19 protein-coding genes are annotated in these 22,772 nt (G+C 63.9%); 12 read left to right on the top strand and 7 right to left on the bottom strand.

Annotated features, from left to right (window positions below):
• The first annotated feature begins 16 nt into the window (after positions 1–16).
• Entirely contained in the window at positions 17–769 is a 753-nt protein-coding gene (arsH, locus tag NEF64_RS09130) for an arsenical resistance protein ArsH (protein WP_031395706.1), read from the top strand.
• Positions 770–1,477: 708 nt separating this feature from the next.
• On the opposite strand, the gene NEF64_RS09125 is transcribed toward arsH, so the two are convergent.
• Positions 1,478–1,915 (bottom strand): winged helix-turn-helix transcriptional regulator, encoded by a 438-nt coding sequence (locus tag NEF64_RS09125; protein WP_031395707.1) that lies wholly within the window; start codon positions 1,913–1,915, stop codon positions 1,478–1,480.
• 69 nt (positions 1,916–1,984) lie between these two features.
• Here NEF64_RS09125 and NEF64_RS09120 point away from each other — a divergent pair, with 69 nt between their 5' ends.
• From NEF64_RS09120 to NEF64_RS09070, 11 genes are all read left to right on the top strand, one after another.
• A complete protein-coding gene (locus NEF64_RS09120; protein ID WP_031395708.1) occupies positions 1,985–2,941 on the top strand; it encodes an aromatic alcohol reductase in 957 nt (318 codons plus the stop codon).
• Between the two features lie 681 nt (positions 2,942–3,622).
• Entirely contained in the window at positions 3,623–4,696 is a 1,074-nt protein-coding gene (locus NEF64_RS09115) for an FUSC family protein (protein ID WP_031395709.1), read from the top strand.
• Between the two features lie 43 nt (positions 4,697–4,739).
• Complete coding sequence (locus NEF64_RS09110; RefSeq protein WP_056409865.1) at positions 4,740–5,651, top strand: acyl-CoA thioesterase; 912 nt, start codon at positions 4,740–4,742, stop codon at positions 5,649–5,651.
• A gap of 145 nt (positions 5,652–5,796) precedes the next feature.
• The gene (locus tag NEF64_RS09105; protein ID WP_056409868.1) at positions 5,797–7,359 is read left to right on the top strand and encodes an OprO/OprP family phosphate-selective porin; all 1,563 of its coding nucleotides are present in this window, start codon (positions 5,797–5,799) and stop codon (positions 7,357–7,359) included.
• A 74-nt stretch (positions 7,360–7,433) separates the two neighbouring features.
• Complete coding sequence (locus tag NEF64_RS09100) at positions 7,434–7,943, top strand: MaoC family dehydratase (RefSeq protein WP_031441432.1); 510 nt, start codon at positions 7,434–7,436, stop codon at positions 7,941–7,943.
• 114 nt (positions 7,944–8,057) lie between these two features.
• Positions 8,058–9,431 carry an MFS transporter gene (locus tag NEF64_RS09095; protein WP_252574883.1) on the top strand — a complete coding sequence of 458 codons (1,374 nt, stop codon included), beginning with the start codon at positions 8,058–8,060 and terminating at the stop codon, positions 9,429–9,431.
• Positions 9,428–10,822 carry an MmgE/PrpD family protein gene (locus NEF64_RS09090; protein WP_056409875.1) on the top strand — a complete coding sequence of 465 codons (1,395 nt, stop codon included), beginning with the start codon at positions 9,428–9,430 and terminating at the stop codon, positions 10,820–10,822. Before NEF64_RS09095 ends, NEF64_RS09090 begins: the two co-directional genes overlap by 4 nt.
• The gene (locus tag NEF64_RS09085) at positions 10,819–11,997 is read left to right on the top strand and encodes an acyl-CoA dehydrogenase family protein (protein WP_082447108.1); all 1,179 of its coding nucleotides are present in this window, start codon (positions 10,819–10,821) and stop codon (positions 11,995–11,997) included. Before NEF64_RS09090 ends, NEF64_RS09085 begins: the two co-directional genes overlap by 4 nt.
• Positions 11,994–13,202 (top strand): CaiB/BaiF CoA transferase family protein, encoded by a 1,209-nt coding sequence (locus NEF64_RS09080; protein ID WP_056409880.1) that lies wholly within the window; start codon positions 11,994–11,996, stop codon positions 13,200–13,202. The genes NEF64_RS09085 and NEF64_RS09080 overlap by 4 nt, the downstream gene beginning before the upstream one ends.
• 83 nt (positions 13,203–13,285) lie before the next feature.
• A complete protein-coding gene (locus NEF64_RS09075) occupies positions 13,286–14,029 on the top strand; it encodes a GntR family transcriptional regulator (RefSeq protein WP_252574881.1) in 744 nt (247 codons plus the stop codon).
• Positions 14,030–14,039: 10 nt separating this feature from the next.
• Positions 14,040–14,867 (top strand): HpcH/HpaI aldolase/citrate lyase family protein, encoded by an 828-nt coding sequence (locus NEF64_RS09070; protein WP_159511776.1) that lies wholly within the window; start codon positions 14,040–14,042, stop codon positions 14,865–14,867.
• A gap of 370 nt (positions 14,868–15,237) precedes the next feature.
• Here the strand turns inward: NEF64_RS09070 and NEF64_RS09065 are convergent, their stop codons facing one another.
• Genes NEF64_RS09065 through NEF64_RS09040 form a run of 6 tightly spaced genes read right to left on the bottom strand, consistent with a single transcriptional unit; the run spans position 15,238 to position 22,671 of the window.
• On the bottom strand, positions 15,238–15,960 hold the full coding sequence (locus tag NEF64_RS09065) for a FadR/GntR family transcriptional regulator (RefSeq protein WP_056409886.1): 723 nt from the start codon (positions 15,958–15,960) through the stop codon (positions 15,238–15,240).
• A complete protein-coding gene (locus tag NEF64_RS09060) occupies positions 15,957–16,766 on the bottom strand; it encodes a helix-turn-helix transcriptional regulator (protein ID WP_252574879.1) in 810 nt (269 codons plus the stop codon). Before NEF64_RS09060 ends, NEF64_RS09065 begins: the two co-directional genes overlap by 4 nt.
• 39 nt (positions 16,767–16,805) lie before the next feature.
• Positions 16,806–18,110, bottom strand: coding sequence for an MFS transporter (locus NEF64_RS09055; protein ID WP_252574877.1), 1,305 nt, complete (start codon positions 18,108–18,110; stop codon positions 16,806–16,808).
• Positions 18,111–18,119: 9 nt separating this feature from the next.
• Positions 18,120–19,055, bottom strand: a complete 936-nt coding sequence (locus NEF64_RS09050; RefSeq protein WP_056409970.1) for an alpha/beta hydrolase — start codon at positions 19,053–19,055, stop codon at positions 18,120–18,122.
• Positions 19,056–19,106: 51 nt separating this feature from the next.
• Positions 19,107–20,510 (bottom strand): FAD-binding oxidoreductase, encoded by a 1,404-nt coding sequence (locus NEF64_RS09045; protein ID WP_056409888.1) that lies wholly within the window; start codon positions 20,508–20,510, stop codon positions 19,107–19,109.
• 1 nt (position 20,511) lies between these two features.
• Positions 20,512–22,671, bottom strand: coding sequence for a TonB-dependent receptor (locus NEF64_RS09040; RefSeq protein WP_056409891.1), 2,160 nt, complete (start codon positions 22,669–22,671; stop codon positions 20,512–20,514).
• Between the last annotated feature and the right edge of the window lie 101 nt (positions 22,672–22,772).

Raw genomic sequence — 22,772 nt, 5'->3', positions numbered from 1 at the left:
ACAGGACATACCCCTGATGCCCCTGCGCACGCTTTCCGACCCCGACCATCTGCCCGCACTCGATCGACGCTACACGCTCGACCGGCCCGCCATCGGACTGGGTGCGGGAGACCCGCCCCCGCGCATCCTGCTGCTCTACGGCTCACTGCGCGAGCGGTCATATTCCCGACTTTGCGTCGAGGAGGCCGCGCGCCTGCTACGGTTCTTCGGAGCCGAGACGCGCATATTTGATCCCTCGACCCTGCCGCTGCCCGATCAGGTGGCTGGCGACGACCATCCGGCGGTCCATGAATTGCGCGAGCTGTCGTTATGGTCCGAGGGGCATGTCTGGTGCAGCCCCGAGCGGCACGGTCAGATCACCGGCATCATGAAGCTGCAGGTCGATCACCTGCCGCTGTCGATGGGCGGGATGCGACCAACGCAGGGCCGGACGCTCGCCGTTATGCAGGTGTCAGCCGGATCGCAGTCGTTCAACAGCGTGAACACGCTGCGCCTCCTCGGCCGCTGGATGCGGATGGTGACGATTCCGAACCAGTCGAGCGTCGCCAAGGCGTTCGAGGAGTTTGACGACGCCGGCCGGATGAAGCCGTCCAGCTACTATGATCGCATCGTCGACGTGATGGAGGAGATGGTCCGCTTCACGGTCCTGCTCCGCCCTCACGCGGCCCAGCTCGTCGACCGGTATTCGGAACGGAAGGCTTCCGGCGTGCCGATCGATCCGACAACCGATCTGTCGAGCATAGCTACGGCGTCGCATCCATCACGGTGAACGAATGCCCGGTTCGGGCAGGCACGCTCCGGCGCTCCGGCTTTGACCAGCGCTGCTTCCACCATCTATCCATGGGGCGAGTTGGTCTTCGTGTTCGCACTATGCGTTGGCATAATGACGACGACAGCCCCGAAGCTTTCGCTGCGGGGCTGTCGTTGGGTTGGTTGCAGGGATAGGATTTGACCGCTGCAGAACTCGGCTTCGTCTGATTGACTCAGCAGTCATCAACAGCCAAGATGCCAAAACTGATCATCAGGGCCTAGCCTCGTTCAGGGCCAGAATGCCAAGACGGTGGAAAGTGCCACATTTAATAATAATTTGGCAGCGGACTTATTGTAACGGGTGGCGAAGCAATTAGGGCTCTTTAAACGATATAAGTTGATCTCAGTGATTTTTCGACCGAGCCAGTCGACATCAATGCTTAGCGAGCTTGGATATTTGTTGCCGATCACCGACAGCGTCTAAATTCGCTGACTTTTCAATGGCGCTTCCCAGATGAAGGCTCAGACACCGTCTAAGTTCTTTCATGGTAGGGCCAAGCCGGTCGAGCTTCCACACTACGAGAATGTCGCCGGTTCGAGCATAGGAAAGCGCGTCGACGGGAGGCTTACGGAGCGGTTTATTGCAATAGCAGACAGAGCGGGGCGCGGTCTTTTTCCAAAGACGATGGTATTTCTGGAAAGTTAAGCCTGTAAGCCGATGTCGCCTTCAGGGCTCTTCTCCCGCGTGTTCCCGATCAAACATCTCTCGTGATGCGCGAAAGCTGTCGACGTTTTCGACGATCCACGTCCACAGGGGAACCATCATGACCAGTAGCTTCAATCCGGTTTCGGATAGAGCATATTCTACATGAGGAACCACCTCCTCGAAGTCGTGACGCACCACCAATCCATCGCGCTCCAGATGGCGCAGCGTGCGCGTCAGCATCCGCTGCGTAATACCGTGCATCCGTCGGCCGATTTCCACGTGGCGAAGCTGGCCGTACACGCCGAGCGTATGGATGACACCAAGCGACCAGCGGTTACCGGCATGGGCCAACACCTCACGGCGCACCCCGTCGTCATCGTCCCGAAGGCCATCGCAAACCGTTTGCGAATATCGGAGGATGTCCTCCTCGCTTAGAGATTGAACGGCAGTATCACGCATGTACCCATCTTTCACGCTTGCCCGTGGCTTGCCAGATCACCGGCATCCACGGTGAAACGAGTTAGAACGATGAACGATACAGTCTCCAATGTGAACTCACGCAATATCCTCGTACTGGGTGCCGGCGAGCTTGGCATGCCCGTGCTCCGCAATCTGGCGCGTCGCGCCAAGGGCATCGACGGTGCCAGAATCAGCGTCCTTCTCCGCGAGAGTGCCGTCGAGTCGGGCGATCCCTCCAAGCAGCGTGATATCGCCGAGATCCGCGAAGCGGGGATCGAGATCGTGCTCGGCGACCTGGTGAACGACACCATCGATGAGCTGGCATCGCTCTTCTCGGACTACGATACGGTGATCGGCTGCGCGGGTTACGCAGCGGGGATCAACACGCCGATGAAGCTCGCCAAGGCGGCGCTGCAATCCGGCATCCCGCGTTATTTCCCCTGGCAGTTCGGCGTCGACTTCGAGGCGATCGGCCGCGGCGGGCCGCAGGACATCTTCGATGCGCAGCTCGACGTGCGCGAGCTGCTGCGCTCGCAGGACAAGACCGAGTGGGTCATCATCTCCACGGGCATGTTCATGAGCTACCTGTTCGAGCCGGACTTTGGTGTCGTCGATCTGGAGAATAGCGAAGTTCACGCGCTCGGCAGCCTTGATACCGCTGTGACGCTGACGACGCCGGATGACATCGGTGTGCTGACTGCCGAGATCGTGTTCTTCGAGCCGACGATCCGCAACGACATCGTCTTCCTGGCCGGTGACACCGTTACATATGGCGAGGTCGCCGACAAATTGGAGGTGGCACTGGGCCGGGCCTTCAAGCGGTCGGTTTGGACCGTGCCTTTCCTGATGGAAGAGCTAGCGAACGATCCGAAAAACATGATGCGCAAATACCGCGCCGCCTTCGCGCTCGGTCGCGGTGTGTCCTGGCCGAAGGCAGGCACGTTCAATGATCGGCAGGGTCTTCCGGTCACCGACGTTGCGGCCCTGATCGATGCCGATCTGCGAGGCCCGCAAAAAGAAAAATGATGTAGGCGGGGTGACTGTAGAGACCTTCCCAAAGACAAACTTAGAGTGGGACAGCCGCCCCGGCGATCACGCAGACAGCTTAGGGCAGCTTACGTCCCAAGATCCGTTCCCGATTGGCCTTTCCCAAGATGGCCAATCGGAGACGGAGAAACGGGAAATTTCGCGCTGAACGAATAGCCGTTATTTGGCGCCCGGATCGCCAGCCTAAAAGTCCGGAAGTGGGCGAAACTGTTGGGCATTGCAGGGCTGCCAAGACCAACATTCGGTCATCCCGATGCGGCTTTTGCCGTTCCAGCTTCCGACATCCGTTCATGTTCGCCGCTGACTTGAGCTTTCGATCATGCCAGCGGTACGGAGCAGCTTGCGCGGGCCAGCGACCTATAAACGGTGCAGCGATCTCCCTTGACCCGCTCCTCAGAATTCATCCGATTGGTAAGTTATCTCGTCAGATGGAGGGGGAGTGATGCGGCATGGCCGATCTTCCGAGAGTCAGATCCTAGGCATCCTGCGCGAGCGTAAGGCTGAAGCAAAGACCAAGCCCGGGGGGCGACGATATCAGCCAATCGGCTTGTAACTAAGCCAATCAAGGCGAATTACGATTGCAGGTAAGAGCATTACCGCCGACGGACTGATTTACAGATAGTTGAGGGAAAAGCGCTGACATTGGATCTCCGACCGAGCGTGTTGATCAAGGCGAATGCGGACAGCCTGCGCCAAACGGTCCGCGTGATCGTCGCGACTGCGGCGGCGTTTGCGGCGTACAAGACGCTCGGCCTGCACGAAGGCTATTGGGCGGTGTTCACCGTACTGATCGTGATGCAGGCATCGATCGGGGGAACGCTCGGCGCAGCGACCGATCGCTTGCTGGGGACCTTGCTGGGCGCGGTGCTGGGCGGCATCGGCGCGGCTCTCGGGCGAACCGATACGCTCGAACTCGGGCTGGTGCTCGTCACCGTTACCGGCATCGCGGCGCTCGTCGCGTCGATCCGACCGCGGCTGCGGATCGCGCCGGTCACTGCGGCAATCATGCTGCTCAGCGCGCCGCCGGGCTCTTCGGTGGAGATCTTCGTCCGGGATCGCATCATCGAGATCGGCCTGGGCGGCATGATCGGTGTGCTGGCGGCGATGCTGATCCTGCCGGCACGCTCGCACGGCGTGGTGATCGCGCGAACGCTTGCCGTGCTGAGCCATATCGAACGGATGCTGCGGGCGCAGGCCGACGCGTTGACCACCGGGCTGGCGCTGCCATCATCCCCCGAACACGCCGCGCTGCGTCATGCGCTCGCCGCGGTGGAGCTGGCGATGAAGGATGCCGACCGCGAACGCGCCTCGCGTCTCGCCGATCACGGTATCCCCGCCGCCGTACCGCGCACGCTCTGGCGGATCCGCAACGATTTGGTGCTGAGCGGTCGCGCACTCGACGAGCCGCTGCCCCCGGCGGCGATGGCAGCGCTCGCCAAGCCATCGGCGGCGATGCTGACCGCGCATGCCGCGCTGGCGACCCGGTGTTCGGAGGCGCTGCGCACGCGGGGCAAGGTCGATCGGGGCGACGTCGAAGCCTGTTATCGGACGTTCGGTACCGCGCTCGATCTGTTCCGACGGAGCGAGGCGGCGGCGACCCTGGATTTCGACGCATCGGGCCGCGTATTCGGGCTCGCCTTCGCCGCGGGTCGTCTTCACCGCGACCTGCTCGACCTTGCCGGTCGCGTCGACGAAATCGCCCCGATCAAGGTGCTCGCTGCCGAACAAAGCTGACCGCGCGACTTTGCCGCTGGCCGCGCGCGCGGTACGGGCGGCGATGACCGAAACCTTATCGACGCCCGACCTCGCCGCCGAACTGGTCGCGCTGCTCGACCTCGAATCGCTCGATACCGACCTGTTCCGCGGACCCCAGCGACCCGGCGCAACCGCACGCGTCTTCGGCGGGCAGGTCGTGGCGCAGGCGCTGATGGCGGCGCAGCTTTCGGTCGATGCACCCGCCGTGGCGCACAGCATGCACGCCTATTTCCTACGCGCCGGCACCGAGACGCAACCGATCATCTTCCGGGTAGAGCGCGATTTCGACGGCAAGTCGTTCGCGAACCGCCGCGTCACCGCAAGCCAGAACGGCGCGACGATCCTGACGCTGGCCGCATCGTTCCAACGGCCGGAAGCTGGCCTGGAGCATGCGACCGCGATGCCCGACCTTCCCCCGCCAGAGGAACTGCGCTCACTCGACATCCTCGCTGGCGACTATGCGGGTATCTCCGCGCAAGCCGTCGCGTTCCTCTCCCAGCCGTCCGCCTTCGATATCCGGCCCTGCGGCGTTCCCGCGTTCCTCCAGACCAAGCCTGGCACGCCCGTATCCCATGTCTGGATCCGGTTTCGGGGAAGCGTGCCAACCGATCCCGTCATGCGCCGCGGCGTGCTCGCCTATCTGTCCGATTATGCGCTGCTCAGTGCGTCGCTGATCCCGCACGGCGTCAACATGTTCGAGCACAGCATGCAGACCGCGAGCCTCGATCACGCAATGTGGTTCCACGACGACGTGCCGCTGGACGATTGGCTGCTCTATACCAGCGAAAGCGCGTGGTCGGGACATGGCCGCGGCATCGCACGCGGTGTCTTCCATAGCCGCGACGGGCGAGCGATCGCGCATGTCACGCAAGAGGGATTGATCCGGATGCGGCCCGATCTCGCGCCACGTACGACGATCCCGCATATGCCCTGATCGGTGCGCCCCGGATCGCGTCGCCGCGCAAAACCGTGTTGACAGAGCGTTTGTACGGACATTAGGATCATCTTACGCCAGTGAAGCTGGTGCCAGGATGTCGCGCCGCGCAAGACGGACGATCCCAATCGATGAGGATGTCTGTATGCGTCATTCGTACGCCGTATCGCTGTGCGCGTTGCTAGCCGTGCTGCCATCGGCAGCGCAGGCGCAGACGGCGTCTCCGCTCGATACCGATCCGTCGTACCAGACAATGCTGGCGCTGATCGACGAGATGGTCGAGAACAAGCTGGTCAGCCGCGAGCGCGCCGATACGCTGATCGCCAATGCCAAGGCGAAAGCCGGCCGTGCGCTTGCCGCGAATGCCCCACCTCCGGCCGCTGCGCCATCAACGGCCCCGCAACTGGCAGCGCCTGTGCCAGCACCCCCGTCAGCGGCCCCGACCCGCGTGCAGGTCGCCAACCAGACGGCCGATCCCGGCGCGAAGATCGCTCCCGTGCCGGTCGGCAACCCGCAGGTCGTCAACGCCGGCGGGGTCGCGCTGCCGGCCGATCTCGCGGTCGACTGGAGCCGGGGGGCCCCCGTGTTCAGCAGCCGCGACGGAAAGTTCTCGTTCAAGATGCGCGGGCGGTTGTTGGCGGATATCTCCTCGACCGGGGGGTCGGATTTCGACCGTCGCAACATCACCGTCTCGACGCTGCGCCAGTTTCGCGTCGGCGCAATTGGCACGATCGGCGATCACCTCTTCTATCAGTTCGAGACCGATTTCCGGCGTAACGCGACCGAGGTCGTGCAGGCGTTTGTCGGTTACCGCCAGAAGTTCGGCAAGACCGACGCCGATGTCCGGTTCGGCAATCTGATCACCGATCGCGGCATCGACATCGGCACCGCGTCGACCGCCAACCCCTTCATCACCACCAACATCAATACCACCGCGCTCGCGACGCAGGGCGGCAAGGTCTTCCTGATGGGCGCGGTCGGCCGTGCGGGCGGCAAGAACTGGCATGCGAGCCTTGGCGTTCACGGCGATGCGATCGACAGCGATTTCACGCGTAGCGACAACCGCATGCTGCTGGGCCGCGCGCACTGGAACCCGATCCTCACCAAGCATGGCCTGATCCACATCGGCGGCTGGGCGTATAGCGAGAACATCCCCGATACGACTCTGCCGACCACGTTCGCGCAAGGTATGGCGGGCGCGCTCAACAACAGCGTCCGTGTCGAGTCCGCAGCGCTGGCTGGCGCGGACGGATCAAAGGCGTTCGGCCTCGAACTCGGCGGCACGCTCGGGCCATTCTACGCGTTCGGCGAATATGGTCAGCGGACCGTGCATGGCGGCCCGACCTCGACCTTCCGCAGCGGCAAGATCAAGGCCTTGTCGGTCAATGGCGGCTTCTGGATCACCGGCGAGACGCCGACCTATGCCTCGCGCAGCGGCACCTATGTCGCGCCGAACGTGCTGAACTCGGTGCTCGATGGCGGATGGGGGGCGCTGGAGGCGGTGATACGCTACGAGGATCTCGACAGTTCTAGCCTCCCGCTCGGCGGCACCGGTACGGCGGGCACGCTCGGCCTGAACTGGTCGCTGACCAACAATTTCCGGTTCATGGCGGACTATACCCATTTCCGTACCGACAACCGGACCGGCAGTTTCATCGGGCGCGATAGCGGCGACACGTTCGCGGCAAGGGCCGAAGTGGCGTTCTGACCGCCGGCACCGGCTTCACCTTGCCAGCGTACCATAAGTTCGATAATGTCCGTACAAAGCGATAAGGAGGATGTATGAGCCTTTCGGCTATCAAGGTTGGCGAGCAGCGCTACCGCGCGAGCTATGGCCGGTATCTCGAGGATTTCGTCGTCGGGGACATTTACGAGCATCGCCCCGGGCGGACGATAACCGACGCGGACAATATCCAGTTCTCGTTGATGACGATGAATTCGCACCCGATGCATTGCGACGCGCAATATGCCGCCAAGAGCGAGTTCGGGCGGCTGCTGGTAAATAGCGGGCTGACCCTGGCGATCGTGCTCGGCATGACCGTCAACGACGTGAGCGGCAAGTCCCCCGCCAATCTCGGCTGGACCGAGATCAAGCTTACCCATCCGGTGTTCGGCGGCGACACGCTGACCGCGGAAACCGAAGTACTCGAAATCCGCGAGTCCAAGTCGCGCCCGACGCAGGGGATCGTCACCACCCGCACTCGGGCGTTCAACCAGGACGCCAAGCAGATCATGGAGTTCACGCGCAACTCGCTGGTCTACAAGCGCGGCGAATCTCCCGACGACAAATAGCCCGACTAATCGACTAACCGGTCGCCGTTGGTGACCGGACGCCCCCAGCGCGGCCTGCGAGAGCTTCGACAAAAGAAGACCCGGCCCGTCGTCATTACGAAGAGAGGTAGCCCCATGGCCGATACCATCGCCGTCAACGCAGGAGCCAGGCTGGACCGTCTGCCTATCTCCCGATTCCACTGGCGCATCCTGGGGCTGATCAGCGCGGGCGCATTCCTAGACGCGTTCGACGTGTATCTCGCGGGGGGTGTCATCGCCGCGCTGAAGGCCGAGGGCTTCTCGACGCTTGCGCATGCTGCGGTGTTCATGTCGATGACCTTCCTCGGCATGATGATCGGCGCAGGCATGGCCGGCTATGTCGGCGATCGCTTCGGACGTCGCGCCTCTTACCAGTTCAACCTCGCGCTGTTCGGGCTAGCCTCGATCGCGGCGATCTTCTCGCCCAACATGACGTTCCTGATCGTCTGCCGCTTCATCATGGGCATCGGCCTCGGCGCCGAGCTGGTGGTCGCGGCGGGCACGCTCGGCGAGTTTATCCCGCCGGCCTATCGTGGTCGCTGGGTGTCGATCATGGGCATGGTCGTCAATTCGGGCCTGCTGGTCGCGACCTCGGTCGGCTATATCGTCATCCCGACGCTCGGCTGGCGCTACATGTTCGCGATCGGCGGCATCCTTGCGCTGATCGTCTGGGTGATGCGCAAGAAGATGCCGGAATCGCCGCGGTGGCTGGAATCGGTCGGCCGCAACGAGGAGGCAGAGGCGACGCTTCGCGAGATCGAAGCCGACGTCGTCAAGCATAAGGGGCCCCTTGCCGCCGTCCCCGAAGTCCGCATCGTGCCAAAGGTCCACGCACCGCTCAGCGCACTCTTCGGCGCCAAACTTCGCCGCCGTCTGATCGCCGCGACGCTCGCCGCGATCGCCGTCAACGTCTCGGTCTATGGGTTCGTCGCGTGGTTGCCGACCTTCCTGGTGAGCCACGGCACGGGGATCGTCACCTCGCTCTGGTACACGACGCTGATGTCGTTCGGCAGCGTGTTCGGTGCGATCGTCGCGATCGGTATCGCCGACCGCATCTCGCGCCGCGCCTCGCTGATCGCGGCGGCTGTCGCGATCATGATCTTCGGCTTCCTGTATCCCAATGCGCACGGCGACCTGATGGTGCCGCTAACGGGCTTCCTGCTCGTGTCGAGCATCTACACGCTCGTGACGCTGGCGCTGTTTGCCTACATCCCCGAGCTGTTCCCGACCGCCTATCGGCTGCGTGGCACCGGTTTCGCGGGCATGTGCGGACGGGCCGCGTCGATGGTCACGCCCTATGCCACCGTCGCGCTGTTTGAGCGCTTCGGGCTGGAGGGCGTGCTCGGCATGGTCGGCGTGGTGCTCGCCTGCATGATCGCCGCCGTCGGTCTTTTGAACATCGAGACCACCGGTCAGTCGCTCGACGACGTCGCCGACGACTCGCTGGTCCTTGGGGGAGCCGCCAAGTGACGCTCTCGCAAACCTTCGCCGATTTCGCGACTGGCCTGACGATCGATGCCATTCCCGAGCGGGTCAAGGAGCGCGCACGCCACCTGATCCTCGACTCGGTCGGCACTGGCCTAGCGGCAGTCGGCGCAGACTGGGCCGAGGCGACGTTCGCCGCCGCGGGGGACCTCGGCAGCGGAACAGCGCCGGTGCTCGGCTATGGCCGCACGCTGGCAATGCGGGACGCGGCGCTGATGAACGGCATCGTTACGCACGGCCTCGACTATGACGACACGCATTCACGCGGGATCATCCATGCGACCGTCAGCGCCTTTCCGACTGCGCTGGTCGCGGCGGACAAAGCCGGCGCATCGGGCGCCGATCTGCTCGTCGCCTATATCGCGGCGATGGAGGTCTCGACCCGCGTCGCGGCGGTCGGCGCTGGTGGATTTCACGGCTTCGGCTTTCACCCGACGGGATTGATCGGCGCGTTCGGATCGACGCTCGCGGCCGGCAGGTTGCTCGGACTTGACGCGCAGCAGATCGCGATGGCGCAGGGGATCGTGTTGTCGATGGCCGGCGGGAGTCTGGAGTTCCTGGCCGACGGTGCGTGGACCAAGCGCTTGCATCCAGGCTGGGCGGCGAGTTCGGCACTGACCGCGGCGACGCTTGCCAAGCGCGGCTTCGTCGGACCGCCGGCTGCCTATGAAGGCCGGTTCGGTCTCTATGCGCTGTATCTGCGCGACGCCGCCCCCGCCCTGCTCGCGCAGGCAACCGAAGCGCTTGGCGATACCTGGGAGATCGAGGCGGTGTCGGTAAAGCCGCTTCCCGCGTGCCACATGACGCATGCCGCGATCGATGCGGCGATCGCGCTGCGTGCGGAATACGACCTGACCGCTGCCGACATCGCCAAGGTCATCGTGCTGGTGCCCGAGGCGGTCATCCCGATCGTCTGCGAGCCGGTCGCACCCAAGCGGACGCCACACACCGGCTATGACGCGCAATTCTCGATTCCCTACACGGTCGCGACCGCGCTGCTGACGGGCAAGTTCACGCTCGATTCGCTTGATCCGGCAGCACTGAACGATCCGGCGGTGCTCGATCTAGCCGCCCGCGTCACATACGCAGTCGACCCCGACAGCGATTATCCCAAGCACTTCACTGGCGAAGTCATGGTCGAAACCCGAGATGGCCGCATGCTGCGCCACCGCGAGGCGATCAACCGCGGTGCATCCGACCGGCCGCTCAGCAACGCCGACATCGACGCCAAATATTTCGAGAACGCCGCTCGCACGGTCGACGCGACCCGCGCAGCGCATATCCGCGCCGCCGTGCTCGATCTGCACCTGCACCCCGCTTCCGCGCTCGGCGACATCCTCGCCGGCGCCACTGCCCCTCAAGGAGTATCCGCATGACCCTGGCAAACGCGATCGCCGCCGATGGCGCGATGACCGACGAAGAGATCATGATCCTCGATTCGATCGACAAGTTCCTCGAAACCGATGTGAAGCCGTTCGTCCACCAACTCGAGCATGACGACGAATACCCGCAGAAGATCGTCGACACGATGAAGGAGATGGGCCTGTTCGGGCTCATGATCGCGCCCGAATTCGGTGGGTTCGGCATTTCGACGCTGACCTATGCGCGGATCATCGAGAAGATCTCGACCGTATGGATGTCGGTCGCAGGGATCATCAACAGCCACATGATCATGGCGATGACGGTCCAGCGCTGCGGTACCGAGGCGCAGAAGGACCATTACCTGCCGAAGTTTGCGACCGGCGAACTGCGCGGCGGTATCGGCCTGACCGAGCCCGACGCGGGCACCGACCTGCAGGCGATTCGCACCACCGCGGTCCGCGACGGCGACGACTATGTCGTCAACGGCAGCAAGATGTGGATCACCAATTCGGGCTCGGGCAACACCATCCTGTTGCTGGTCAAGACCGACACGGCCGCCGAGCCACGCCACAAGGGCATGAGCCTGCTGATCGCCGAGAAGGGAGACGGCTTCATCGTGTCGAAGAAGCTGGAGAAGCTTGGCTACAAGGGCATCGACAGCAATGCGCTGACCTTCGACGGGTACCGCGTGCCGGTCGATCGGCTGATCGGCGGGATCGAGGGCGTCGGCCTGAAGCAGGTGCTGGGCGGGCTCGAACTCGGCCGCATCAACGTCGCCGCGCGCGGCGTCGGCATCGCGCAGGCAGCACTCGACGAGGCGGTCGCCTATGCGCAGACGCGCAAGACGTTCGGCAAGCCGATCTGCGAGCATCAGGCTATCCAGCTGAAACTCGGCGAGATGACGACGCGCACCTACGCCGCGCGGCTGCTCACCGAAGCCGCCGCCAAGGCATATGACCGCGGCGAGCGCTGCGACATGGAAGCCGGCATGGCCAAATACTTCGCGACCGAAGCAGGGCTGGAAAATGCGATCGAGGCGATGCGGATCTTCGGCGGCTACGGCTATTCGAAGGAATATAATGTCGAGCGGCTTTACCGCGATGCACCGCTGCTGACGATCGGCGAAGGCACCAACGAACTGCAACGTATCATCATCGCCAAGCAGATCATCGCGCGGAACCCGGCATGAGCCAGACAGCGCATAATCAACCACTCGCCGGCCTCCGCATCGTCGCGGTCGAACAATATGGCGCCGGGCCGTTCGGTACGCAGCAGCTCGCCGATCTCGGCGCCGAGGTCATCAAGATCGAAAATCACAAGGACGGCGGGGATATCGGTCGGCATGTCGGCCCGTATTTCTTCGCGCCGGGCGACAGCCATTTCTACGAATCGCTCAACCGCAACAAGCGCAGCATCGGCCTCGACCTGAAGAGCGCGGACGGGCGCGCGGTGCTCGAGAAGCTCGTCGCGGAGTCGGACGTGGTGTTCAACAATTTGCGCGGCGACCTGCCGGCAAAGCTCGGGCTCGACTATGACGCACTGTCGCAGTTCAACCCCGCGATCGCTTGCGTCCACCTCTCCGCCTATGGTCGTACCGGCAGCCGCGCGGCATGGCCAGGCTATGATTACCTGATGCAGGCCGAGGCCGGCTATCTGTCGCTCACCGGCGAGCCGGGAACGCCGCCCGCACGCTTCGGGCTGTCGATCGTCGACTTCATGACCGGTACCACCGCTGCGCTCGCGATCCTGGCCGGCGTCGTCTCGGCGCGCGGCAGCGGGATCGGCCGCGATCTCGACGTCAGCCTGTTCGACGTCGCGCTCGGCAACCTCAATTATGTCGCCGAATGGTATCTCAACGGCGGCGTCACCGTCGAACGCACGTCGCGCTCGAGTCACCCGTCGCTCACCCCCAGCCAGCTCTACACGACCAGCGACGGCTGGATCTTCGTGATGTGCAACAAGGAGAAGTTCTTCGAGGTCCTGTGCGGGCTGATCGAGCGTCCCGAATGGGCGACCGATCCGCGCTACGCGACCTTCGCCGCCCGGCTGGAGAACCGTCCGGCGTTCAACGCGGATCTGGATGCGGTGCTGTCGACCCGCACCACCGCGGACTGGATGCAGCTGTTCGAAGGACGCGTGCCGGCCGCGCCAGTGCTCGACGTTCAGCAAGCGCTCGACAATCCGTTTCTCGCGGAATCGAAGCGGATCATCGATTTCCAGCATCCCGAACACGGCCCCCTGCCCGGCATCGCTTCCTCGATCCGCGCGGGCGGCGTCGAACATCCGGACAAGGCTGCTCCCACACTCGGTGCGGATACCAGCGCCATCCTCGCGACGCTTGGCTACACCGATGACGACGTGGCAGCCTTGCGGACCCGCGGCGCGGTCCGGTGACACCCGCGCTTGCATCAAACGCCAAGGCATTGGACGGTGCGCTATTGTCCGGATCACCCGACAAAGCGACCGATGGATATTTGATGCCCCAGCTTCGTCAGCAACCGCGTTACCTGCAACTCGCCCAGACGCTGATCAACGAGATCGAGGATGGGCGCTATCCAATTGGCACGCTGCTGCCGACCGAGTTCGAGCTGTGCGACCAGTTCGGCGCGAGCCGCTTCACCGTGCGCGAGGCGATCAAGCGGCTCGTGCAATCGGGCATGGTTTCGCGACAGGCCGGGGTCGGCACGCGCGTCCTCGGGCTGTCGCGCCCGGCGGCGTATCGCCAGGTGATGGAGGGGCTGTCCGATCTCCAGCAATACACCAACGAGACCAGCCTCACGATCATCGCGCGCGAGACGATCGCGCTGGACGGCCCGCTCTCCGAACAGGTCGGCGCGACATCGGGCCAGACCTGGCTGCATCTCATGGCGCTGCGCCGCGCCGCCGGGACCAGCCCGATCTCCTTTTCGGACATCTATCTCCACCCGGCATTCCGCAGCCTGAAGCTCGACGACGATGTCGGCGACGTGCCGATCTTCAGCCGGATCGAGGAACAGTTTGGCGAGCGCGTCGCCGAAGTCCGCCAGCATATCGAAGCGGTGGCGATCCCCGCGCCGATCGCCAAATTGCTCGAAACCAAGACCGGTACGCCGGGCCTGCGCCTGACGCGCCAGTATTTGAACGCACGTGGCGAGGTCGTCGAGATGGCGATCAACACCCATCCCGCGGACCGCTATTCCTATTCCCAGACTTTCCGCCGCGATCCCGTATCCGGCCTGTAGAGGATTTTTCATGACCAGTGCCGCCCGCAGTATCCTGTTCGTGCCCGGCGATCGTGCCGAGCGTTTCGAAAAGGCGCGCGCGAGCGGCGCGGACCTCGTTGTGATCGATCTCGAAGACGCTGTCCTCCCCGACCGCAAAGTTGCCGCGCGCGATACGATATACGATGCGCTCGCCAGTCTGCCGGAACCGCGCTTCTTCGTGCGCGTCAACAGTCTGGATACCGAGTGGCATGCGGACGACGTACGTGGACTCGCCGCACTGCCAGGCGTCGCTGGACTGATGCTGCCCAAGGCCGAGCGCGCGTCGGACTTCGCGGCGATGCACGAGGCAGCAGCCGGCAAGCCGCTCCATGCACTGGTGGAAACCGTTTCGGCGGTCTTGAACCTGGCGGACCTCGTCACCGCACCCGGTCTCTCACGGCTGTCGTTCGGCACGGTGGACTTTCAGGCGGACGCCGGCATCGACGGCGACCAGGCGGAGATCGACTATGTCCGTACCCAGCTCGTCCTTCACTCGCGAAGCGCCGGACTTGCAGCACCGGTTGATGGCGTTTCCACGGATCTCTCTAACGACGAGGCGCTGGCACGCGACACCGACCACGCACGTCGCTTCGGCTTCGGCGGAAAGCTTTGCGTCCATCCACGACAGGTGGGGATCGTCAACGCGGCATTCCTGCCCTCCGCCTCTGACGTGGACTGGGCCACCCGCGTGGTTGCCGCTATCGACGGCGCGTTCGGAGCCGTTGCCGTCGACGGCAAACTAATCGACAAACCCGTCGTCGATCGCGCTCGTCGAGTTCTTGATACATATTCGGCATTTGATTCTTTCCGCCGGTAAGCAGACAGTCCGGATGGCCTACCGGGTCGCAATATTTGCGGAGGATGACCCAGTTGCGGACGTTCAAATGCAGTCAGTTGCGTCACGGAAATGGACGCTCGTTTATCATTGACTAGAGCCGGTTTCGGCGGGGGAACGCAACGGAGGATGCTTGGAAGCGTGGTCAATTCGTTGACATGTGCATCTGATCTCAGACCTTCCAAGGCTCAGGCATTTCGCAACCTTCATTGCCCGTACCGGCTCGCAGAGCTACGTCCTTTGAGACGACATATATGCGTCCACACCCGCCAATCCTTGATGTCATTCTGTTGGTACAGCCGGTGCTCTAAACTCTTTGAATAACGATCGATGCTCGTCCAGAAAGCGCTGGCTAATTATCATTCTCACGACGGGCAAACAGATCACCGATGGACGCGACAAAATGCGTGTTCATTGCTGCGGTCGCAGCTTTCGGGTCACGATCGGCGATCGTGCGCGCTAACGCATGATGATGTGCCAGCACGGCGGCACGCTGCCGCGCGGTGGTCCGCGTTGCCCACGCTGCAGGAACTGCATGAACCATCATCGGTGCGAACGAGCGGATGATCTGCAAGAACAACATGTTGCGTCCAGCCTGCGCGATTGCTTGGTGAAACGCGATGTCGTGGCGGGTCAGCGCATCGATATCGCTACCGGCTGCTTCCATTGCCTCGGCCAGACCGATGATCGTCTGCGCCTCTTCGTCGGTGCGGTCGATCGCGGCGAGCTCGGCAGTGCGCAGTTCCAGCGTACGGCGCACGTCCCAGATCTGTACCATCGAGATTTGCGCCGTTGCCACCGCGTGGTCGAGCGACGTTGCCATCACAGATCCGTCGATCGCGGCTACACGCGCGCGCCTGCCGTTGCCCACGTCGATAAGTCGCAACGCCGCTAGCGCGCCGAACGCCTCGCGGAGTACTGGGCGGCTGACACCCAGTTCTGTCGCAAAATGCCCTTCGGACGGCAGCGTGTCGCCGACTTTCATGTCGTTCGTGCGGATGTGCGTGCGGACCGCATGGACCGCCTGATCGACCAGCGAGCCGCCCTCGATCAGTCGCACGCTCGTCGCGCTCATGCCGCGAGCCGTGGTGCGCGCAGCGACGACGGGGTCGCGCCAAACTGCCGCGAGAAGGCCCGCGTAAAACTGGCATTGTTGAGATAGCCGCACTGGTATCCGATCGACGATACCGGCAGATCGGTCGCGATCAGCATCTGGCGTGCCGCTCCGAGCCGCCTGTCCAGCAGCGCGTCGGCGACCGTGCAGGCGAACATGTCGCGGAAGCCGCGGGTCAGCTTCGCACGGTTCAGTCCACAAGCGCGCGCGATCGAATCGAGCGTCATCTTCTCACCCCAGCGCTCGTCGATCATGCGCTTGGCCGCGACGATCCGCTGGCTGTCCCTCGCAGACAACTGCCCGGCACCCGCGAGCGGCACAAGGTCGTCCTCGACGATCCGCTGAAACGTGATGGACAGGAGTTCGATGCATTTCGCGGACCGGTGTGTGCTGCGCCAGGGCTCGGAGAGCGCGCAATCGCGGATCGCGACGACGATCAGCCGCAATTCGCTCGGCAGATGACACGCGATGTTCGCGTCAGGCGCGTAATCGAAGACCCGCAGGCAGGCACCGCGTTCGACCGCGAGAATGAGGACCGCCCGCTCCTCCGAAGGAACCGCACCGGTCGTGACGGTGACCTGCGCCGGCGTGTGCTCGCCCAGCGTGAAGCAGAGGACCACGGCATCGGCAGGAAACGTCGTCGGGTCGACCATACCCTCGCCGATGAATGCCGCCATCTCGGGCGACACCGTGACGCGTTCCTTCTGCATGCTTCCCTCGCCCACCACCGCTCTCCTTCTCCCGTTTGCCGGGCTTGGGTCGATCATGCAGCTATCAGATAGCTCCTGCAAGAGCTATCTTACAGGTCAAGCCGTTGCTGATACCGGCGCGCGACGCATTGCAATCGTAAATGCGACGACGGAAATCGCGCTGGTCACGACGCCGACGATCGCGAGACCTTGCGCGAGATGCGCTTCGCCGCCCAGCATGCCGCTTGCAGCCGCGACCAGCGTGGGCGCGAGGCCGTAGCCGATCAGCCCAGCGATCGCGATGAACGCGCCGATGCACAACCCGCGCAGTTCGTTGGGGATCAGCACGGTCAATGCCACCGAAGTCACTACGCCCGTCACCGCACCGCACGTTACCAACAATCCCACGGCGACCCCGAACAGCGGGACAGAGGGCATGATCGGAAACAACGCCGCGGGTACGCCGAGCGCGGCGGCAAAAATCGCACCGATCAGCAGGCCACCGCGGCGGCCACTCTTTTGCCCACGATCGGCGGACAGACCACCGACGATCGCACCGACCACGCCGGCACCGAATAGCAGCGCGCCCATCCAGCCGGCGAACTGGTCGGGTTGGAGGTGGAACGTTCGCGACAGGACCGGCGAAACCCAGATCCCAGCCGCGGCATCGGCCATCACGACGCTGATCTGGCCGACGAACAACGGGATCAGGAACACGCGACGCGCCCAGAGTTCGCCAGCCACGACCTTGAACGGCGCATGGGTGCCGGCCGCAACCTCCTGCCGCACCGGTTCGCGCAGCAGGAATAGTGGCAGGATGGCGAGCACGCTGACGACCGCCAGGCACAGATGCACACTTCGCCACGGCATCATCCCTGCGAACCACGCTGGCGCGCGGCCATGTGCGAACAGCCCGAACAGTGCGCCAGACAGTGCCAAGGCGAGCGCGACGCCGAGCGACTTGCCGAGGTTGACGATCAGCATCGCCCTGCCCCGCTGCGTCGGAACGCAGAAGTCGGCGCACAGCGAGAGCGCCGCGGTCAGCGCGCCGGTCGTGCCGATCCCGGTCAGCATGCGTGCGACGAACAGCAACGAAACGCTGTGCGCGAGCCCGGTCAGCACCGTGCCCAGCGTCCACACGAACGCGAGTGCGATCATCATTCGCACGCGGTTGAAGCGATCGACCATGATGCCGATCGGGATCGAGAACACCGCCAGCGGCAGCGCCGCCGACAGCCCCTGGACAAGGCTCAGCGTATAGTCGCTGAAGTGGAGTTCGGCTTTCGCGCCTTCCTGCACCGTGCCGAATGCGCCCATCATCGTGAAGCCGACCGCCATGGCCAGCGCGAGCGCGAGCAACGGCAACAGCGTCTTGGCAAATGGCGGTGCGGCCGCCTCGATCGGTCGGGCGAAATCGGTCATTCTGGATCCTTATGCAAGCGCACGGCGCAGAGCCTCGTGGCTATCGCGGCGTGCCTGTTGCGAGACCGGACCGTCGGCGAAGATATCGAAGGCGTGATAACCGCCGGGATAGACGTGAAGCTCGACCGGCACTCCGGAGCGGATCAGCCGCGTCGCATAGTCGATGTCCTCTTCGACGAAGAGATCGAGCGCGCCGGTCGCGATATAGGCGGGCGGCAGGTTGCCGAGATCCGTCGCCCGCGCTGGTGCGGCATAGGGTGACACGGCGTCGCCACCGGGCGCGTGGCCGAGCAACGCGGTCCAGCCAAAACGATTGCTCTGCGCAGTCCAGACGAACTCGCCGGCATAAGGATGCGGCGGTGCGGTACAGCTACGGTCGTCGAGCATCGGGTAGATCAGGTGCTGGAATGCGAGCGCATGCTCGCCCCGGTCGCGCACCATCAAGGCCAGTGCCGCGGCATACCCGCCGCCCGCACTCTGCCCCATCACGCCGAGCCGCGCCGGATCGATCCCGAGCCGGTCGGCATGGGCGATCGTCCATACCAGTCCTGCGTAGCAATCCTCGATCGGGCCGGGAAAGTTCGTCTCCGGCGCCAGCCGGTATTCGACCGACACCACGACGCATTGCAGATCGGCGACGAGCGGACGAAGCAGCGGATCATAGTCGGACACCTTGCCCATCACATAGCCGCCGCCATGGATGTGATAGATGCACGGCAGGGCGCCGGTGACGCCCGCCGGGCGGAAGACGTGCAGGTCGATATAGGGCGCCCCGGCAGGCCCTGGAACCGTATGGATCTCCAGCGTCGCCAGGGTTTCGTCGGCAGGCGGCAGCATCGACGGTCGGTCGCGCATCGCCGGCAGGATGTCGGCGGTGAGCGAGATCTGCGGCATCATCTCGAGCAGCGGGCGCAGCGTCGGATCCACCAGGTGCAGGCTGTCCATCATTCTCTCCACGATCCTTGTTGTGACGCGCGTCCGATACCGGAACGGCGTTTAGAACGCGAAGATCTTGCCCGGATTGAACAGATTGTCGGGGTCCAGCGCGTGCTTCAGCGTCCGCATCAGTTCGACCGCGTCGCCCAGTTCGGCGACCAGCCAGTCCTGCTTGCCGATGCCGATGCCGTGTTCGCCGGTGCAGGTGCCGTCCATCGCCAGCGCGCGTTCGACCATCCGTGCGTTGATCGCCGAGACCTCGGCCAGTTCCGCCTCGGACTCCGGATCGATCGAGAAGACGACATGGAAATTGCCGTCGCCGACATGCCCGAGAATGGTCGCGGGGACCGACGACACCTGGAGGTCGGCCTTGGTCTCGCCGATGCACTGCGCCAGGCGGCTGATCGGCACGCACACGTCCGTCGCCCAGCCGACTGCGCCCGGACGCAGGTTGACCGCCGCGTAATATGCCTCGTGTCGGGCCTTCCACAACTTCGAGCGTTCCTCGGGCAGGTTCGACCAGCGGAAATCACCGCCGCCGTTTGCCGCCGCCAGCTCGCGCACGGTCTCCGCCTGTTCGTCGACATAGCTCGGTGAGCCGTGGAATTCGAAGAACAGCGTGGTCAGTTCGGGGTAATCTAGCTTCGACCAGGCGTTGACCGCCTTCATCTGCTTGTCGTCGAGAATTTCGACGCGAGCGAGCGGCACGCCGATCTGGATCGCCTGAACTACAGTATCGACCGCGCCGTTCAACGTCTCAAAGCTGCACACCGCGGACGAGATCGCCTCGGGAATGCCGTGCAGCCGCAGCGTCACCTCGGTGATGATGCCGAGCGTGCCTTCGGAGCCTACGAACAGCCGGGTCAGATCATAGCCCGCCGCCGACTTCCGCGCGCGACGGCTCGTACGGATCTCGCGGCCATCGGGCGTTACCACGCGCAGGCTCAGCACGGCCTCGCGCATCGTGCCATAGCGCACCGCATTGGTGCCGCTTGCGCGCGTCGCAGCCATTCCGCCGATCGTCGCATTCGCACCGGGATCGATCGGGAAGAACAGCCCCAGGTCGCGGATATGCTCGTTGAGCTGTTCGCGACGGACGCCGGCCTGTACCGTACAATCAAAGTCCTCGGCGTTGATCGACACGATCTGGGTCATCTCGGAAAGGTCGACCGAAACGCCGCCATGCACCGCCAGCGTGTTGCCCTCGATCGAGGTCCCCGCACCGAACGGGACGATCGGCACCTTGGCCGCGGCGCACAGCCTGACGAGATCCACCACCTCCTCGGTCGACCGCGCGAAGACAACCGCGTCGGGCAGCATCGGGGCGAAATGCGCCTCGCTGCTGCCGTGGTGGAGGCGCATCGCGTCGCTCATGTGCACCGCAGTGCCGAAACGCTGCTGGAGCGCTGTGACGAACGCCGGATCGAGCGGCGCCCTTTCGATCTGTTCGACGTGCATGGTCATCCTAGAACCGGAAGCTCGCCCGCACGCCGTATCGGCGGCGGTCGCCCTGGATGGCGAGGTTCGACGCCAGCGGCGCAAGCCCGGCCCGCACCAACGCCGACTTGTCGATATAGCTTTCGATGAATTTGGTATTGAACAGGTTGGTGCCGAACGCGGTCACCGTCAGACCACTGGAGAAGCGGAAGCCGAGCGAGGCGTTCGTGATAGCATAGGCCGATAGTCTGGGCGCGACATCGGGGTCGAGCGACGACCCGATCCGGCTGCCCTTCCCGAAGATCCCCGCGTCCAGCAACACCGCGTTATCGCCGACCGGGACGGTGTAGGTCGTATTGAAGTTGAAGTTGTAGTCGGGCGTGAAGATCACACGGTCGCTTGATACATGGACGCCGGTGGTCGCGAAATACTGGCTGTCGTCGGTGATGCGGGCATGGAGATAGGAGGCGCCGGCATCGATCCGCCAATGATCGGTAAGGCGGAGGTGCGCTTCCAGTTCGGCGCCGTAACTCTTGACGGTGCCGGTGTTCAGGTTGATCGCGACGAACCCGCCCGTGGCACTCGGCGCCAGCGAGTTCTGACCGATGAAGTCCTTGTAGTCGTTGTAGAATATGTCCGCGTTGATCGTCAGGCGGCGGTCGAATGCATCGAACTTCGTGCCCAGCTCATAGGTCCAGACATTGTCGCCCTTGTACGTTGCGTCCTGCGGCCGCGTACCCGGACCGTTCTGGCCACCGCCGCGGATTCCCTTGGCGACCGAGGCATAGCTCATCACCGCCGGCGTCCAATGCTGGGTCAGCGTGACGCGGGGTTGGAACTGGTCCTTCTTATAGACCGGCGCGGTATAGGGCGTCACGCCGTTGACCTGGCTCGCGACCAGCTTCTGGTGATCGTAGCGCCCACCGACCGCGAGATCGAGCGTGCCCACTTTCAGGAAAGCGGTCGCGAAGATCGCGCGCGTGTCGTTGCGGACATAGGTCGACGAGGGCGTGGTCGAGGCGGGCAGCGGGAAGGTCGGGCCCAGCAGCGCGCGGAAATCGATCGTCGTCAGCTGATCACTCACCTGCGTGTAACGGTTGCCATACAGCCCGATGAGCGTCGAAAACGCATCGCTCCACTGCGTATCGAAGCGCAATTCGGCCGTCTTGGTCTTCAGGGTCGAACCACCGCGGGTACGGAGCAGGTCGACCGCACCGAAATCGCCGTCATTGACCCCGGAGAGATTCTTCTGGTTGTACGCCCCGATTGCGGTGATCTTGGTCTTGAGCGATGCGACGTCGAACTCGCCCTTCAGGTTCGCGCCGTAATAATCGATCACCGCCCGGTTCAGCACGTTGGTCGCGCCATCGAGCCGGTAATCGGTCGGCCCGGCGACATGGATGTACGACGTGCTGCCGCCTGCGGCCCGGTCGTAATTGCCGTTGACGGTGAACACCGCCCAGTCGGCGGGCGTGAAGCGGAGCGTGCCACCGACGCTCTGCTGCTTCAACGGGTTCATGTCGCCGATCGTCAGCGTGTTGCGCATGAAGCCGTCCTGCTCGTGATAGGACGCGCCGATCCGGAACTGGAGCAGGTCGCGGACGATCGGCCCGCTGACCGACCCCGAGACCGAGGCGTAGTTGTCCGTACCGGCGATCGCGGCGTCGAACCGCCCCTCCCACTCGTTACCCGGCTGGCGCGTGATGACGTTGATCGCACCGCCCAGCGTGTTGTTGCCGAACAGCGTTCCCTGCGGCCCGCGCAACACCTCGATCCGCGCGACGTCGACGATCGGAGAGTTCAGATATGATGTGTTCGGCTGATAGACGCCGTCAATGAAAATGCCGACGCCGGGCTGCACCGTGTCGATCAGCGTCGTACCGATACCGCGGATCGACACGAATGCGCGGCCGACGCTGTCGGAGTTGATGTTGAGGCCCGGCGTGTACGACGCGATGTCCTTCACCGTATTGACCTGCAACTCCTTCAGTCGGTCGCCGGAGATCGCCGTCACCGCGATCGGCACATCCTTCAACGATTCCTGGCGCTGACGTGCGGTGACGATGATGTCGTCGGAGCGTGCGGGAGGTGTCGCCTTTGCCTGATCGACGGCGTCTTGCGCGGATACCGGCGTGGTGACGAGCGCGGCGACGGCGCATCCTCCGGCGAGCAATGTCTTGAAGCGCATTGGATCCTCATCCCCTCAGAGCGCCGATCCATCGCCGGCTACTTCTAGGCTCCAAGCTATCTGATAGCTGACCTGTCTGAAAGGTTGTCGACTGTGCCGCC

This window comes from Sphingomonas aerolata, assembly GCF_023935825.1.
In the GTDB taxonomy this organism is placed as follows: Bacteria; Pseudomonadota; Alphaproteobacteria; order Sphingomonadales; family Sphingomonadaceae; genus Sphingomonas; species Sphingomonas aerolata.
The sequence above is the reverse complement of the archived record's forward strand: the minus strand, read 5'-3'. Positions and strand labels throughout refer to the sequence as shown.

Coding starts and splice junctions, on each gene's coding strand:
- arsH (WP_031395706.1), top strand. CDS start 17: ATGCCCCTGCGCACGCTTTCCGACCCCGACCATCTGCCCGCACTCGAT.
- NEF64_RS09085 (WP_082447108.1), top strand. CDS start 10,819: ATGACCCTGGCAAACGCGATCGCCGCCGATGGCGCGATGACCGACGAA.
- NEF64_RS09100 (WP_031441432.1), top strand. CDS start 7,434: ATGAGCCTTTCGGCTATCAAGGTTGGCGAGCAGCGCTACCGCGCGAGC.
- NEF64_RS09060 (WP_252574879.1), bottom strand. CDS start 16,766: ATGATCGACCCAAGCCCGGCAAACGGGAGAAGGAGAGCGGTGGTGGGC.
- NEF64_RS09040 (WP_056409891.1), bottom strand. CDS start 22,671: ATGCGCTTCAAGACATTGCTCGCCGGAGGATGCGCCGTCGCCGCGCTC.
- NEF64_RS09075 (WP_252574881.1), top strand. CDS start 13,286: ATGCCCCAGCTTCGTCAGCAACCGCGTTACCTGCAACTCGCCCAGACG.
- NEF64_RS09050 (WP_056409970.1), bottom strand. CDS start 19,055: ATGGACAGCCTGCACCTGGTGGATCCGACGCTGCGCCCGCTGCTCGAG.
- NEF64_RS09045 (WP_056409888.1), bottom strand. CDS start 20,510: ATGACCATGCACGTCGAACAGATCGAAAGGGCGCCGCTCGATCCGGCG.
- NEF64_RS09065 (WP_056409886.1), bottom strand. CDS start 15,960: ATGAGCGCGACGAGCGTGCGACTGATCGAGGGCGGCTCGCTGGTCGAT.
- NEF64_RS09095 (WP_252574883.1), top strand. CDS start 8,058: ATGGCCGATACCATCGCCGTCAACGCAGGAGCCAGGCTGGACCGTCTG.
- NEF64_RS09120 (WP_031395708.1), top strand. CDS start 1,985: ATGAACGATACAGTCTCCAATGTGAACTCACGCAATATCCTCGTACTG.
- NEF64_RS09055 (WP_252574877.1), bottom strand. CDS start 18,110: ATGACCGATTTCGCCCGACCGATCGAGGCGGCCGCACCGCCATTTGCC.
- NEF64_RS09125 (WP_031395707.1), bottom strand. CDS start 1,915: ATGCGTGATACTGCCGTTCAATCTCTAAGCGAGGAGGACATCCTCCGA.
- NEF64_RS09105 (WP_056409868.1), top strand. CDS start 5,797: ATGCGTCATTCGTACGCCGTATCGCTGTGCGCGTTGCTAGCCGTGCTG.
- NEF64_RS09110 (WP_056409865.1), top strand. CDS start 4,740: ATGACCGAAACCTTATCGACGCCCGACCTCGCCGCCGAACTGGTCGCG.
- NEF64_RS09080 (WP_056409880.1), top strand. CDS start 11,994: ATGAGCCAGACAGCGCATAATCAACCACTCGCCGGCCTCCGCATCGTC.
- NEF64_RS09070 (WP_159511776.1), top strand. CDS start 14,040: ATGACCAGTGCCGCCCGCAGTATCCTGTTCGTGCCCGGCGATCGTGCC.